The 14679-nt window shown below is 61.2% G+C and carries 13 protein-coding genes; 8 read left to right on the forward strand and 5 right to left on the reverse strand.

Features of this window, described 5'->3' with window-relative positions; translation table 11 throughout:
• The first annotated feature begins 414 nt into the window (after positions 1-414).
• Positions 415-1575 carry a glycosyltransferase family 4 protein gene (locus FVQ81_16820; protein ID MBW7998195.1) on the forward strand — a complete coding sequence of 387 codons (1161 nt, stop codon included), beginning with the start codon at positions 415-417 and terminating at the stop codon, positions 1573-1575.
• Positions 1576-1656: 81 nt separating this feature from the next.
• Here FVQ81_16820 and FVQ81_16825 read toward each other — a convergent pair whose 3' ends face one another.
• On the reverse strand, positions 1657-2310 hold the full coding sequence (locus FVQ81_16825) for a prepilin-type N-terminal cleavage/methylation domain-containing protein (GenBank protein MBW7998196.1): 654 nt from the start codon (positions 2308-2310) through the stop codon (positions 1657-1659).
• Between the two features lie 290 nt (positions 2311-2600).
• On the reverse strand, positions 2601-4997 hold the full coding sequence (locus FVQ81_16830) for a tetratricopeptide repeat protein (protein ID MBW7998197.1): 2397 nt from the start codon (positions 4995-4997) through the stop codon (positions 2601-2603).
• A gap of 222 nt (positions 4998-5219) precedes the next feature.
• On the opposite strand from FVQ81_16830, the gene FVQ81_16835 reads away from it, so the two are divergent.
• Genes FVQ81_16835 through FVQ81_16865 form a run of 7 tightly spaced genes read left to right on the forward strand, consistent with a single transcriptional unit; the run spans position 5220 to position 11921 of the window.
• The gene (locus FVQ81_16835) at positions 5220-6386 is read left to right on the forward strand and encodes a glycosyltransferase family 4 protein (protein MBW7998198.1); all 1167 of its coding nucleotides are present in this window, start codon (positions 5220-5222) and stop codon (positions 6384-6386) included.
• A complete protein-coding gene (locus tag FVQ81_16840) occupies positions 6346-7539 on the forward strand; it encodes a glycosyltransferase family 4 protein (GenBank protein MBW7998199.1) in 1194 nt (397 codons plus the stop codon). The genes FVQ81_16835 and FVQ81_16840 overlap by 41 nt, the downstream gene beginning before the upstream one ends.
• Before the next feature lie 57 nt (positions 7540-7596).
• Positions 7597-8301 (forward strand): hypothetical protein, encoded by a 705-nt coding sequence (locus tag FVQ81_16845; protein ID MBW7998200.1) that lies wholly within the window; start codon positions 7597-7599, stop codon positions 8299-8301.
• Positions 8298-8516: a hypothetical protein gene (locus FVQ81_16850; protein ID MBW7998201.1), complete on the forward strand. Its 219-nt coding sequence runs from the start codon at positions 8298-8300 to the stop codon at positions 8514-8516. The genes FVQ81_16845 and FVQ81_16850 overlap by 4 nt, the downstream gene beginning before the upstream one ends.
• On the forward strand, positions 8426-9574 hold the full coding sequence (locus FVQ81_16855) for a polysaccharide deacetylase family protein (protein ID MBW7998202.1): 1149 nt from the start codon (positions 8426-8428) through the stop codon (positions 9572-9574). The genes FVQ81_16850 and FVQ81_16855 overlap by 91 nt, the downstream gene beginning before the upstream one ends.
• Positions 9571-10383: a class I SAM-dependent methyltransferase gene (locus tag FVQ81_16860; protein ID MBW7998203.1), complete on the forward strand. Its 813-nt coding sequence runs from the start codon at positions 9571-9573 to the stop codon at positions 10381-10383. Before FVQ81_16855 ends, FVQ81_16860 begins: the two co-directional genes overlap by 4 nt.
• The gene (locus FVQ81_16865; GenBank protein ID MBW7998204.1) at positions 10380-11921 is read left to right on the forward strand and encodes an oligosaccharide flippase family protein; all 1542 of its coding nucleotides are present in this window, start codon (positions 10380-10382) and stop codon (positions 11919-11921) included. The genes FVQ81_16860 and FVQ81_16865 overlap by 4 nt, the downstream gene beginning before the upstream one ends.
• On the opposite strand, the gene FVQ81_16870 is transcribed toward FVQ81_16865, so the two are convergent.
• From FVQ81_16870 to FVQ81_16880, 3 genes are all read right to left on the reverse strand, one after another.
• Entirely contained in the window at positions 11906-12850 is a 945-nt protein-coding gene (locus FVQ81_16870; protein ID MBW7998205.1) for a polysaccharide deacetylase family protein, read from the reverse strand. The genes FVQ81_16865 and FVQ81_16870 overlap by 16 nt on opposite strands.
• Positions 12792-13877 (reverse strand): UDP-N-acetylglucosamine 2-epimerase (non-hydrolyzing), encoded by a 1086-nt coding sequence (locus FVQ81_16875; protein MBW7998206.1) that lies wholly within the window; start codon positions 13875-13877, stop codon positions 12792-12794. The genes FVQ81_16870 and FVQ81_16875 overlap by 59 nt, the downstream gene beginning before the upstream one ends.
• 196 nt (positions 13878-14073) lie before the next feature.
• Positions 14074-14562, reverse strand: a complete 489-nt coding sequence (locus tag FVQ81_16880; protein MBW7998207.1) for a hypothetical protein — start codon at positions 14560-14562, stop codon at positions 14074-14076.
• Positions 14563-14679 lie beyond the last annotated feature (117 nt).

Genomic DNA, 14679 nt, shown 5'->3' on the forward strand with positions numbered 1-14679 from the left:
CCTCGAAATCTTGGCCAAGGCAGAAGCCGCCGGACTGCGCCTGGTGGAGGAGCCGGCTGTACTGGCCAGCCGCAAGCACGGCCGCAGCAAGCTTCAGCTGCGGATGACCGTGCTGAGCCACCTGATGTTCAGTTTCTATGAAAAACCGATCCTGCTGTTCGGCGTGGTGGGACTGCTGTTCACGCTGGCAGCGCTGGTGCTGGGCGGATACCTGTTCAACCTCTATCTCAATTCCGCCCTCAACCCCACCCGCCCGATAGTCTGGCTCAGTGTCCTGCTGCTGCTGACCGGTATTCAGATGGCCAGTTTCGCTTTTATCAGTTCCCAGATCACCGCGCTGAAGCGGGAGTTGTTCCGGACCCAGAAGGAAGTGCTGCTGCTCAGACGCGCATCCCGCAGAGACGACAGCGAGCGATGAGCGCTTCCGTACTGGTGTTGACCAACGCATACCCCGACTACGAGGGCTCCTACCACGGTATCTTCGTGCGCCGGACAGCCGAGGAGCTCGGGAGCCTCGGGTGGCATTCCAGAATCCTGGTACCGCGCGTTTTCCCACAAAGCCTGAGCACCGAATCATTCCCCTCCCATAGCGTAGGCCGGTTTCCTTTTCCGAGCGCCGGCAAGCTGCTGATCGAATACCCGGACGTTCCCGTTTTCAGAATAAGCTGCCTGCTGGTTTCCGGGCTGTGGACCGCCCTGCGCACTGTCCGCGCGCAGGACTGCCGCCTGATCCATGCCCACTGGGCGTTTCCCGCCGGATTGATCGGACTGGCCGCGGCCCGTCTGACCGGGAAACCGCTGATGCTCACTGTCCACGGCTCGGACTGGCGGATGGCCGCCGGGCGCGGGGGGGCAATCCGCAAGGCTTTTCTGGCTGTCGCCGGGGCCAGCGGACGGATAATCAGTGTCAGTCCGGAAATAACAGGCTGGATGACAGACAACGGGATCGACCGGGCGAAAATTTTCACTCGGCCGGTCGGCGTGGACCTGAATGTTTTCGGCGGAGATAAGACCACTGATTTGGATAACCGGCCGGAAGGCTCGGTTGTCAGCACCAGGAACCTGACGGAGCCGTACCGGGTAGGCGACCTGGTCGGCGCGGCGGCGATCCTGAAAGACCGTACTCCAAGCCTGTCGCTCAGGCTGGCCGGTGACGGAGCACTGAAAGAAGAACTGGAGCGTAAGGCAAAAAGGTGCGGGCTGGATCGGGCAGTCAGTTTCTGCGGCAGGCTCAGCCAGGAGTTGCTGGCTGAAATCCTGGGGAAATCCCGGGTATATGTCTCCACCAGCCCGGTCGAGGGCACCAGTATCTCTCTGCTCGAGGCGATGGCGTCGGGGTGCCTGCCGGTGGTGACAGATATCCCGGCCAACCGCGACTGGATAACCCACGGAGAAAACGGGCTGCTGTTCCCGCCGGGCGACATCGACTTGCTGGCATCCTGCCTGGAGCGGGCGCTGAGAGACAAGCCCTTAGAGCGAAGGGCGCACGAGTCGGGGAAAAATACGGTTCGGGAACGGGGAGATTTCGCGGCGCATGTAGCCTTGACAGACAGGCTGTACAGAGAGCTTCTGTAAGGCCGGGCAGGGGGCGGAACCGGCAAAAAAAAGGGCCGCGGGAAATTATCCGCGGCCCTTTTATCTTCAACAGATCTTTGCTTACTGAACGCGGAACCCGATATCGTCGCCGTTGACCGTATCCAGCGTCGCCGTACCTACATTGGTGATCAAGGTTTCAAGCACACCGTTCGGACCGGCGGAAATGACCCAGACCGGCTGGCCGACCATCCCGAGCGGGGCGACATTGATCATGTACCTGTTGCCCCACGGATCGGGCGGGTCAGAACTGATATATCCCTGACGAAAACCGACATCCGTGGGATCTTCGGGGTTGTTGGCGCGGATGTAAGTGTCTGATGTCGTCGTTGCATAGTCATTCTGACCGATAATCAAGTGGTTAGTAATGGTCTGGGCCGATCCCGCACCAATACCTGTGACCAGAGCAGCAGCCGAAGAGGGCCAATTGGCGTTGGTCACCAATGTCGGCCAAGTCCCGTTTGTACTGACAAGGAAATCGAAAGCTTCGCCAAGGGTATCAGGGTTTGCTGGAGTATCAAGGCGCGGATACTTTCCTGTATCGCTCTTGAACCTCATCACCCCGCTGGCGATTGCCTGGACGTCGCTCTGGGTCCGGCTGATCCGGCCCATGGCGATATTGTTCAGCACGCTCGGGGCTACCGCTGCCGAGAGAATAGCCACCAGCGCGACAGCCACGATAATTTCGATCAGGGTAAAACCCTTGGAGTTACGCATCTAAAATCCTCCGCTGAGTTACTGGCAATACAATCCCTTGTAATTGTTTCCAAAACACACTGATCCGTCGTTATGGATTTGCAAAAAGCATACCCTGATGATACAAGTTGGCTTTCAACGAGTATCTATCTCCCCTAATGCCAATGTTCTCCAAGATCTGATGGCATTACCACGAGACCCGCTTCAGTTGACGAATTAAATTCAATTTCAAAAAACTGGGTCATTTGACACAATTCGTTCCGCAGAGTTGGGGCAAATACCGCAAATTCACGAATAAGCTGCGTGGGGATTCACGGGGAATTTCGCAGGCTGTCGATCAGTGCGGCGGCTTTTTCGGCCATGATCCTTTCGCCCGTAACGCGGGAGTGTTTGCTGAGGTATTTAATTGCTGTATCCGCCGGCACACCGGTCCGCGCCGAGATGTCGGCTTCAAGGGCGCTTATTGTCTGGTTTTCGGATGACACGCGCTGCGCCCTGGACAGCATTTCGGCCGCCCGCCCCAGGCTGTCCAGCGCCAGATACAGGTTGTAGCCGTTGAGATAATTCTCCGTCATGTTACTGTCGCAGGCAATCGCCTCGTTCAGGATCGCGGCTCCCTCGCTGAAGTTGCCCAGTGAAAACGCCAGGGCTACCGAATTGGCCAGCACCAGGCAGTCGCTGCCATGGAGCTTGCGAAGTTTTTCCAGCAGGACAGCGGCGCTGTCGAGCTTACCGGCCGTTCCCATCAACCCGGCCATCCCCAGCAGGGCGTCCCGGTTGTCCGGTTCCCTGACCAGGGCGCCGTGGTACGATCTCGCGGCGTCTTCTGGTTGGCCGGCGTGAAGAAACAGGTCTCCGAAACCCACGTACGCCTCAACCAGATCGGGGTCACCGTCCAGGGCGATACTGAGTTCGCGGATGGCATCATCGAGGTTACCCCGCTTCACCATCAGACGGCCGAGTTCCGCGCGGTAGCGGTGGTTTCCAGGATCGAGCGCGCGCGCCGCCTTCATTCTGGACGCCGCCCAATCCAGGTGCCCGGTCCTTCGATAGAGGATACTCAGCAGATAGTGCATCTCCGCGTTCTCGATCCCGGTGGCGTCGTGCCGCTCCAGGAGTTCGGCCGCTTCGTAAGGCCTGCCGGTGCGCAGATACAGCCGGGCAAGGTCCATGCTGGTTCTCAGGTTGTAACCGCGCAATTCGGCGGCTTTTTTCAGCAGACACTCTGCCGTGGCGAAATCTCCCCTGTCAGCCGCCAGCACTGCCAGCGAGTTGAGAGCCAGCACGGAGTTGGGGTTCACTTCGAGAGCTTTTTCGTACAGACTTACGGCCCCTGTGGTGTCGCCCAGCTCAAGCTGCCAGTGAGCCAGACCGTTCAGGGCGATCCAGTTGCCGCTGTCCCGGGCCAGCGTATCGGCCCAGAGGCTCCCCGAATCACGCCACACGTCAACCCGCCGGACAAACATCGCCATAAAACACAGCGGAATAATCCAGATCGCCGCCCGGAAGAAAGTCCCTGCCCTGCCGGCCAGCCCGACACTCATTTCCCGGAGTCCGTAGGACAGCCCAAGGGCGAAAATCGGCGCCAGGGTGAGCGCATAGCGGTCGGCGCGCAGAATGCCCAGCGGCAGAAGCCCGCTGGAGGGCAGAAAAGCGAGCAGGCACCAGGCAAGCGCCAGGGCCGGAAAACGTCGTCCGCAAACCCACAGCCAGCCGGCCAGCACGCACAGGGCCAGCAGGGTGGCGGCTCTGGCCAGAGTCGCCGGATCGGCGAGCGACAGAGGAACTTTTACCAGGTAGCGTACGCTGAGCCCGGCCGGAACCAGAAACGAACCGGCATAGGCGAACAGCGCTTTCAACGCTCCAGCCACTATCGAATCGAAACCACCGGCGGGGGTGTAGACACGCATCCCTGAGATCTGTGGCAACAGGATCGCAAGGTAGCCCGCGGATAGCAGCGATACAGCCAGAGCAGTCTTCCAGGGGAATCTGACAGGTCTTTTTCTGTCTGGCCCCAGCAGAAAAAACGCCAGAACAAGCAGCGGCAGCATCACCGCGGGGGGTTTGGCGGCCAGGGCCAGCAGAAAGTAAATCAGCGCCGCTCGGTTTTTGCTCAGTCTCAGCTGGTTACCGCTTGTGATACTCAGCACGAATGCCAGCCAGAAAACAGCGAACAGAAGGTCTTTGAGCGCGCTGACCCAGGCCAGGCATTCTACATTCAACGGGTTGAGAGCGAATGCAGCCGCAGCGAACAGCGGCCAGAAATTATCCCTGTCCAACCTCCACGGCTTGTCGCCCGTCCTGTAATTATCCCATGCGAGCAGCCTGTGGGCCAGCACATATACCTGGAGACAGATCACGGCGTAGAGTGCAAGGCTGAGCAGGTGGAACACCAGGGCGGAGGGTCCGACGATGGAATAGAGAATCGAGAATACGAGAAACCGCAGCGGAAGCCAGGAACGGCCCTGGGATGGAACCAGCCACTCGGTCAGGTTGCCGTAGCTGGGCGCCAGTTCTCCGGCCTCACCCGGCACCAGCAGTACCTGCGGGTCATCGTAATTCACGAACCCGTTGTCCAGCACTCCCGCCCCGGCAACAATTACAACCGCGAGGATCAGAACGATAATCCCCCTGCCCCGCAGCAGCTTTACCAGCCGATCGCCCATCGATCCGCACTCCGGACGGTAAGTTCGTAACCCCGCTCGCATCCCGAACCCGCTGCTATCCCGGATTCAGGCCTCATTCTTGCAAAAGGTAAAACCAACGGGGAGATACCGCCAGTAATGCGGTTAAGCGGCTGTGTCGCCAGGCGCGGCAGGAATTAGTTGTAGAGCCGTTGAACCGGAATTATTATTAGCTGGTGGCCGCTGACTTCGGTTGTCTGCCATGCGGCGCTTTGTTTGATTTTTCATGATTGCGGAGCTGGTATTTTGCCGGGTAAGAAAAAAATCGCCTTTATCGGTCCCGTGGTCTGGGGCAGTGTCTGGGGTCACGGGCCAGAGCTGGCGCGCTACCTGTCCGAACGTGACAAGGTTGTGTATTTCGATCCGCTTGTGCCGCCGGCAGCGCAGAAAAGCTCATTTATCGACCGCGATTCCTACCGGCGGCCGGCCGAAATGAAACTGGTTCGCCGCAAATGCCGGTTCCGTCCGGGCCTGCTCTACGGCCTCTGCATGGAGCTTTGCAACCTGTGGGCCGTGGTCCGTTGCGGCGCGGATGCGATCGTGACCTATTACCCGGCCGGAACTCTGCTTGCCCTGCTCTGGTGCCGCTTGAGAGGCAAACGTTCGCTGTTTATTTATGCCGACAGTTCTGCAATCATCGCCAGCCCGCTGGCCAGGAGGGCCGCCGGATTTGGCCTGGGGCTCAGCGCCCGGCTGGCCAGCGCGGGCTGCATTGCCACCAGCGGCCCCCTGCTCGAAGACATCCGTCGCTACACCCGACGCGCGGAGTTGATTCCCAACGGTGTCGACCTGGGACGGCTGGAACGGCCTGGTCAGACAGCGGAGAAAGATGAAGAAGCAAAAAAATTCACCGTCGCTTTCGCCGGCGCGTTCGGCGAGTGGGTGGATGTCGAGCTGATAATTGAAACCGCCGCATCATGCGGGTGGGCCGGATTCGTGCTGATCGGCGACGGACCGCGCCTGCAGGATGCCCGCGGCCTGGCCGCCGGCCTGAACAACGTGGAACTGACCGGCGCGCTGCCCCACTCCGAGGTGTTCTCCCGGCTGGCGGAAGCGGATGTCTGCCTGGTGCCGTTCGCGGTCAATGAGCTCACTGACCGTGTTTGTCCGGTGAAGCTGTTCGAGTACTGGGCGATGGGCAAGCCCGTGGTGGCGACCCCCTGCCGTGAACTTAAGCGCCTTGCAGGTGAACATCCCGGTTCACTGTATCTGGCGGAAAACAGCTCCTCAACAACAAAACTGCTCGAGCGTTTCAGCAACCAGCCGGAGCTGCGCGCATCGTCGTCCCGGGCCGCGAAAGCCGCGGTAAAAGACTACGACTGGCGGGAACTGGGCGCTCGAATCAGGGACATGCTGTTCGCCGGAAACGCCAGTGTGTCCGACAACGACAGCCGGGGAGCAGACAGTGTCTGATTCCACGCGGTACAAAACCCTGGTCGTGCTGCCCAACGACCCGCTTGAACGCTATGCGGCCAAGGGCGAGGTCAAGGCGCGCTATCTGAATCCCGGCGACTTTTTCGACAGGGTGCACGTAATATCCCTGGCCGCTACCGACGACGGAACCGAGGCGGCGCGGGTGATGACCGGGCGGGCGGAGGTTCGCATCCACCCGGTCGGCAGGCCGGGACCGCTGAACTTCAGCCGGGCGACAGGCAGGGCGCGGCAACTTGTGAGCGAAATAAAACCCCATGTCGTCAGGGGCTTCAACCCGCTGCTGATGGGCTGGCTGGCTGTGAAACTGGCCCGTCACTGCGGAGCCTCGAGCGTGGTCAGCGTCCACGCGGACTACCACCTGTGGCGCAACTTGCGGATTCATGGACCGCGGTTCCTGTTCTCCGCGCTGGGCATGAACCGCACCAGCCTCGGCGGAGCCGACCATGTGATCTGTGCCTACCGGTTCCCTGTCGAGCATGTCCGCCGCTGGCGTCAGGACGGGATCAGCGTTATTTACAACCGGGTCGATCTGGCGCGTTTCCAGCCGGGAACCAGCCAGGCCGAAGCCGGAAACGGACCCCTGAGGATTCTCACGGTCGGCCGGCAGTTCGAGGGCAAGGACCCGGAACCGCTGCTGCGCGCGGTGGCAGCGTTCGGCGATTCCGAGCTGACTCTTGTCGGCGATGGCCCGCGGCACGAGCGTCTGCGCGAGCTTGCCCGGAGTCTTGAAATCGGACAAAGGGTGGTGTTTATCCCGCGGGTCGAGCACGAAAATCTGCCGGAGTTGTACAGAAACCACGATGTATTCGCGATCAATATCACCCATCCGGGAGTGTGTATACCCGTGCTGGAAGCCGCCGCCAGCGGCCTGCCGGTTGTAATCAACCGGCCGCTCTGGGAACCTGAACCGGAGGTTGTGGGCGAGCTGGCCGAGATCGTGGAAGCCGACGCCGAGAGCTACGCGGCTGCGTTTCAAAGACTCTATTCCGACCCGGACTTCAGGGCGCTCAGGGGTAAACAGCTCAGAGACCGGGTGGCCCAGATCGATGCGGCCGCTACCGAGGGTCAGGAAACCGAAATTTACCGCCAGTTGTACGAGCGGTGTTCAGCTAAACGAGCGGACAGAGGATAAGCGATGGCGGCCCTGGGCAGAAAACTCAGCTTTCTATACAACGAGTTAGGTCTGATTATGTCCAGGAAGCAGCTGGCCGGGGAACTCACCGGACTGCTGGGATATCAGCCATCGCTTGAGCGGTTCTACCCCGGCCGGGGCTGGGGCCTGAAATACCTCCTGTACAAGCCGGGTGAGCAGGTACCTGTCGCAGTCTTAAAAGTAGCCAGCATGATTATCGAACGTCGCCTGCGGACCAGGCTGGGGGAAACATACATGGCTCCGGCCGGCAGGTTCGAGCGGGAGAGCGGGATCCTGGCGCGGCTGGCCGCAATCGGCCTCGGCCCCGGAGTGCTGGCCTGCCTTGAGGATTATTTCGTGCGGGATTATATCGCCGGACAAACCCTGGCGGGCATGAGTGCGGCACAGATTGCCCGGCGGCTGCCCTCGGTGCTGGATGCTGTCGACAGGGCCTGCGCCGCGGGAATCTTCCACACTGACCTGAACGCGGGCAACGTGATTGTGGAGCCGACGGGCGGAATTAAGTTTATCGATTGCGAGATACCCCGTGACCCTCCTGACGAGGCGAATGATATCGCAGGCGCCAGGGCCTATTGCCACCAAAGACTGCTCTATTCGCTGGCCGGCGCCACGGGCTGTGACACGGTGATCTCGGACACGGCGGGAGAATATTTCTCCGCGGCCGAAAACCCGCCGATCTCTCCGGAACAGGCCAGCGCGCTCGTGCTCGGGAAAACGGAACTGGGAGAGAATCAACGATGAAATTCGAAATCGAACTCTATCTGCCCGGCCAGGCGGGAGACCTCGGAAAGTTGGTCGCCTCGTTCGAACCAGCCGGAAAAAGCTGGGCTGAGCAGATGGCCCGGCTGGTAGCGGATACAGGCGATTGCGGGCTGGACCCGCTGCAGAGCGAATTGATCGCCCGCCTTTCACTAATCGACCCGTCCCTGGTGGACGATTTCCTCGGCGGCATTTAAGCCCGGAAGAGATAATATTGGCTTCCACCGTATATTACAGTGTCAAGCGTCCGTTTTCCCCGTTGCCGTCCGACCGGACAACCCTGTGGCTCGCCAGCACTTACGCCGCTGCGGGGCACAAAGTGTCTCCCGCTGCCAGGCCCGGACTCGCCGGCGGGGACTGCGGCCTGCTGCTGACCAACCGTAAATTGTCGAATCAGGAAACCGGTTTCCCGGTGATCAGGATCGGCTGCGGCAGCGATAGACGCGACCGCCTGAGGCAATCGCTGGGAGTGCTTTACGGACGGACTCCGCTTTATCAGAGCGATAACGTAGCCGGGAGACTACTTGCAGGGGCGCTCTCTCCGCTCAGACGGCTGCTGGGTGTCCGCCGCCGGCCGGCGATTCCCGATGGGAGCGCCCCGGACGGTACTCCTCCGGACCTGACCGACAGAAGAGTCGTGCTGAGGATCAATGTCGACTGGGATGCCCGCGGGCTGGATATCCTGGAGCGCTGGTGCGAGACGTTCGAGTTGCGGCCCACCCTGGCCGTGGCCGGGATAGAGGTCAAGGACAACGAGTCCAGGTTAAGGAGTTTTATCAAGGGCACCGGCTGCGATATCGCCAGCCACACCTGGAGCCACTGCGTGGTCCTCTCCAGCCACGGCGCCAAGCGCCAGCGCGAGGAAATCGCCGCCAACCACGATTATCTTTCGCAACTGACGGGCAAAGCGGTCAAGGGGTTCGTAGCCCCCTACGTCAAGTATAACCGCCGCACTTTCGACGTTCTCGATGAACTCGGCTACGACTGGTTTATCCGCAACTGGCTGCTGCATCCGCTGAGGCTTCAGGGCACCGGCCTGACCGACCTGGGCGTGAATTTCAATTTCAGCAGTGGCTGGCAGGACCGCCTGCTGGTCCGGCCGGTCCACTCCGACCTGGTCCTGCAGCTGCACCTGCGCGACCTCGTAAGCTACGAACACCTGCTTGAGCACAGTATCCGTCTCCTGCTCCAGCGCGGAGTCAGGATTATCGACTGCGAAACATTCTACCGCGAAACCGCCGGCGGCGGATCATGAGCGACCGGGCGAACCAGAATATCGACAGAGCTCCGGAGCGGAACGATGTCAGCAAGGCCAAGCGCGAACGCTACCGCAGCAGCGATTTCGGCAGCAGGTACGACAGCCGCTACCGGGGCGGGATCAACCGGCTCAATACCGAGGTGGAGCGCAAATGGATCGCCTCGCAGATGGCCTCCGGCGCGGTACTGGATGCCGGCGCGGGCACGGGCCGGTTCAGCTCGCACCTGGCGGAGCTGGGCCACAATGTGATTGCCCTGGACAGCTCAGCAGGCATGCTGGCCGAATTGAAGCATAAGTCCCCGCAGGTGGAAACCCTGCTCGGCGACATCTACAATCTGCCGTTCGCGAAACCGGAATTCGACACGGTGGTCTGCATGCACGTGCTGTTTCATCTTCCAGACTGGGACAAGGTAATCGGCGTGCTGGCCGGAGTGCTCAAACCGGGCGGAACCATCTTTTTCGAGATGCGCAGCACAGAGCACGTCGCGGCGTTCGGCGGGATAGCCCGCAAACTCGGCCTGTTGAAAAGGGAGCGGGAGATGACTGACCCTTCATCGGCCACGGTCCATGCTACCACCGGCCGGGTGACAGAAGTCCTGGCTTCCTGCGGGGTCGCCCTGGAGCACACGCTCCGCTACGATATCCCCCACTCCTACTGGTTCAGACCGCTGAGCGCACCGGCTGAACTGCTGCTGCGCAAGTCCTCCGTGGCCCGCGGCTTGTTCTCGCGGCTGGAGCTGTCGCTGGGACAGCTATTGCCCGCCACGGCGGCTTACCGGACCCTGTACATGGGGCGCAAACGATGATCTCTCCGCAGGACAGCCCGCAGGTCAAGGTGGCCAAGGGCGCGGCGATTATCTTCAGCGGACTGGTGTTCGCCCGGCTGGTGAATTACGCCTACCAGAGCCTGCTTTCGCGGGTGGGAGGCCAGGTGGAATTCGGCCTGTTCTTCCTCGGCGTTACCACGCTGGCGGTGGCCGGAGGTATCGCCGCGCTAGGTATCGATCATGGGGTGGCGCGGTTCGCTCCGCTCTATATCGGCGGGGACGACCGTCGCAGGCTGCGGGGCATGATGCGCGGCGCATTCCTGATCGCGCTGGTCAACGGCACGGTGGCTGGTGTACTGTTGTCGCTGCTGGCAGGACCACTGGCCGACCTGCTGTTTGCCAAAGAGCAGATGACCGGGATTTTCAGGATCTGCGCGCTGGCCTTGCCGTTTATGGTCAGCGGACGGGTGCTGGTCAAGTCAGTGGTGGCCTTCCAGAAAATCGGCTACCGGGTAGCGGTCAACCAGTTCGCCAGTCCGGTAACCAGGCTGGTGCTGACCGTCGTGCTGCTGGCCGCCGGAATGAGGGCCGAGGGCGCGATGTGGGCTTATGCGGCCAGTGAAATAATCAGTTGGTGCGCGCTGCTGTGGCTCCTGCAGCGGCGGGTGCAGCCGATTTTCGGCGGCGGCGCCGGGGACGCGGAATTTGACTTCAGGCCATTTATCACCTACTGCCTGCCGCTGTTCCTCTCGGGGCTGGTGGTGCAGGTGATGAACTATATCGATGCGTTCATGGTCGGCCACTTTCTCGACAGCGCCCGGGTGGGGCTTTACGGGGCAGCCGCCCGCCTGGCGGCTCTTGTTGCGCTGGGAACGGAATTGCTCAACCCGCTGTTTCTCTCGATCACGACCGGCGCTTTCGCCCAGAAACGCCACGAACTGGTCAGCGGCACGTTCAACAGCAACAACCGCTGGTTTCTGTATATCAGCCTGCCGATTGTCTGCCTGCTGGCGATCATGGCTCCGGAGGCGATGGTGCTGGTCTGGGGAGACAACTTTGCGGGCGGGGCGACTGTCCTGACAATTCTCGCGGCGGGACGGTTTTTTTACTACCTGTCGTCAACCAGCGGCCTGCTGCTGACGATGTACGCGCGGACAAAGCTGATCCTGGCGCTGAACCTGATGGCCGCGGTTGTCAATTTCTGCCTGAACCTGTACCTGATTCCCCGCTACGGAATCGAGGGAGCCGCGGCAGCCACCGCCGTCACCCTGACCATGCACGCGCTGCTGACTGTCATGGCCGCCCGCCGCACCCATCCGGCCGCGGGGCTGAAAGTGTTTTTCCCGCGCCTGCTGGCAGCCGCTGTCCCGCCCTCACTGCTGGCCTGGGCTGTCAAGCTCACCGGCCTGTCTCCCCTGCCGGCCTGCCTGACGGCCGGAATCCTGTTTTGCGCAACTTTCCCGATGATGTTGAAACTGATGGGCGTCCTGCATGAAGAGGACCGCCGGATCTGGCGGCAGATCAGGGAGCGGATCGGGATGGGCGCGAAGGGTCCGCAGGTTCATCCGGAAGATTGATCGCTCAACAAGTCCAGATGCCGCGAATAGGTGACGATCTCGAGGCTGTGGCGTGAGGGCGCCAGTTCGGCGAGACCCGCGGCGGCCTGCTCGTACTCGATCGCGTCGCGGGGGTCAAGGTACAGGTTGAGGTAGCCGCCGTGGCGCTCGGCCAGGGTCACCGCCTCGCGGCACAGTCCCGCGAACTCGCCGTCGCTAAGATGACGGGCGTTGCGCTTGCGCAGGGCATGCCAGCTATCCAGCACGGCGAACGGGTGACGGGGACAGGTGCTGACCGGAAACTCCCAGACGCCCTCAGCGGCCCTGAACGGCAAGCCGAACGATTCCGTTCCCGGCGCCGTCCTGCTGGATGAATAGCGATAACCCTGCTCCGCCAGCAGCCGGTAGAATTCCCTGCCGGTCACGTTACCGAAATGCGGCGCACGGAACCCCGCCGGTTCAACTCCCAGCAACTCCCCGCACGTTTTCCCGCACGTTCCGATTTCAGCTGCCTGTTCCTGCGGGCTTAGCTGGTCGAATGTCCGGTCGGGGCAGAGGAGCTCGTTGTCCGGGTGGTTCTGGGTGTGGTTCAGCAACTCGTGCCCATCCTCAACCAGACGGCCGTGCTCATCAGGAAACCGTTCGACCAGAGCGCCCACCACAGCGAAACAGGCGGTGATCCCCAGGGCGGCAAGCCGGTCGCACAACGCTGGCAGGGCCTGGACGTCCTCCGGGTAGTCGACATCGAACGAAACAGTCAGCTTGCCGCCCGATGATGGAATCGTTCCGGCTGTTTCCCCCTGGGCCTGGAACAGCCAGCGGGAGAAAAACCGGCCGCCCAGCCCGTAGACCGAGGCGGTGGCCAGCGGGCCCGGATTGCCGCCCAGCGTGTTAACCAGCCATCGTTTCCAGGACAATGTCCACGATCCTTTCCCCGGCCCGGCCGTCACCGAACGGGTTGGTCCAGCCGCCGCGCCTGCCGGCCATCCGCCGCACGCCGTCCAGAACCGCTTCCGGCTCGGGGCCGGTAACGACGTTGGCCCCCACCTCGACCGTTTCCGGACGCTCTGTGGACCGGCGCACGGTTACGCACGGGACTCCGAGTACGCAGGATTCCTCCTGCACTCCGCCGGAATCGGTGACTACGAGCAGGGACTCCCGTTCCAGCTGCACGAACCCGAAATAGCCCACCGGTTCCACCAGCCTGATATTGTCCCCCGGGGCCAGGCCGAACGACTCGATCCGGGAGCGTGTGCGGGGATGGACCGGAAAGAGCGCCGGCACGCCAAGCTCTTCGGCGGCCTGCCCGACAACGCTCAACAGGGGTCTCAGCACCTCCGGGCGGTCGACATTTTCCGGGCGGTGCAGGGTAACCAGGATGTATTTACCTCGTTCGATATTCCATTTGCCGCCAGTCCACTCCTGCCGGCCCGCCAGATCCGGGATCGCCAGTAAAGTATCCACAACAGTGTTGCCGGTCACGTGGATCCGCTCCTCAGCGAAACCCTCGCCCAGCAGTATCCGGCGCGCCCCGTCGGTGGGAGCGAACAGGAGGGCGCTCAGGTTGTCGGCCAGAATCCGGTTGTACTCCTCGGGCATCCGGCTGTCATAACTGCGCAGGCCGGCCTCGACATGCGCCACCGGAATCCCGGCCCTGGACGCCATCAGCGCACCGGCCAGGACCGAGTTGGTATCTCCCTGGACATAGACCAGCGACGGTTTTAGTGTCGCCAGCGCCTGCTCCAGACGCGGCAGCATCCGCCCGAGCTGCTCGCCCTGGGTTCCCGAACCGGCATCGAGGTTGACATCCGGCTTCGGCAGACCGAGCTGCTCGAAAAAGACGGCGTCGAGTTCCGGGCTGTAATGCTGGTTGGTATGGATTATCCTGTATGGGAGATTGCGGGCAACATACTGGCGAATAACAGGATAGAGCTTGATAATCTCGGGGCGTGTGCCCAGAACGAACGCTGCCGGCACTGGATATCTCCGGGGTTGGTTTCAATATAAAACGTAGTTACGCTGACCGGTTCCCGCGCATGAATTTACAATCACCGGCCGGAGCCAGGCAAGACAAGTATTTTACGGCTGCAATAATCCGTGCAAAAATGAAGCCAGTTCAGTCAGGGGGATTCAAGGGAAAACGGGAGAGGATATTATCGGCGGTAAGACAAGATCATTCGGCGGCGGGTTCTTTGTCCTGCCCCTCCGGAGCATTGTTTTCACTACTGGCTTCCGGGGCCTGGTCGTCGCTTTCCTTTTTTTGCTGGCGCGCGGCCTCGGCGGAAGCCTTTTTCTTCTCGGTCTTTTCTTTCTCGGCCTCTTCCCTGCCGGCCTTGTTCAACCCGTGCAGCTTATCGGTGATAGTTGAGCACTTGGTGTAGGCCTTGACCTTGCCGGCACCGACATAGATTTCGATTTTGACCTGGCTCATGTGCTCGCACATGAAATCCGGGTCGAGGCTGTTGTTGCAATAGACCGTACGCGGTAGTGAGTTGCCGCTAGCCGGCGGGTAAGGGACGGCGGAATTGAAGGGACAGAAATCGACAAGCTCTTTCAGTTTTTCCTCGTATCCCTCGATCAGGATTTCATCCATCTCGAACAGGCTGACTATCGAACTGACTATCTGCCCCGCCAGGCCCTGGCCTTTATACAGCTTGACCATGGCCAGCAACACGTTTATCAGACCGTTCCGGCGGCTGAACAGAGGTGGCCGGGTTTGTTTAGACAGTTATTCACAGTTTATAAGTGGTAAGCTGCCAGTTATCATGCCGCTACCGGT

The organism is Candidatus Glassbacteria bacterium, from assembly GCA_019456185.1.
Classification (GTDB): domain Bacteria; phylum Gemmatimonadota; class Glassbacteria; order GWA2-58-10; family GWA2-58-10; genus JAJRTS01.

What these genes read in the sequence shown, in the direction of transcription:
- FVQ81_16825 (MBW7998196.1), bottom strand. Translation starts at nt 2,310, where the DNA reads ATGCGTAACTCCAAGGGTTTTACCCTGATCGAAATTATCGTGGCTGTC.
- FVQ81_16845 (MBW7998200.1), top strand. Translation starts at nt 7,597, where the DNA reads ATGTCCAGGAAGCAGCTGGCCGGGGAACTCACCGGACTGCTGGGATAT.
- FVQ81_16820 (MBW7998195.1), top strand. Translation starts at nt 415, where the DNA reads ATGAGCGCTTCCGTACTGGTGTTGACCAACGCATACCCCGACTACGAG.
- FVQ81_16850 (MBW7998201.1), top strand. Translation starts at nt 8,298, where the DNA reads ATGAAATTCGAAATCGAACTCTATCTGCCCGGCCAGGCGGGAGACCTC.
- FVQ81_16860 (MBW7998203.1), top strand. Translation starts at nt 9,571, where the DNA reads ATGAGCGACCGGGCGAACCAGAATATCGACAGAGCTCCGGAGCGGAAC.
- FVQ81_16880 (MBW7998207.1), bottom strand. Translation starts at nt 14,562, where the DNA reads ATGGTCAAGCTGTATAAAGGCCAGGGCCTGGCGGGGCAGATAGTCAGT.
- FVQ81_16865 (MBW7998204.1), top strand. Translation starts at nt 10,380, where the DNA reads ATGATCTCTCCGCAGGACAGCCCGCAGGTCAAGGTGGCCAAGGGCGCG.
- FVQ81_16830 (MBW7998197.1), bottom strand. Translation starts at nt 4,997, where the DNA reads ATGCGAGCGGGGTTACGAACTTACCGTCCGGAGTGCGGATCGATGGGC.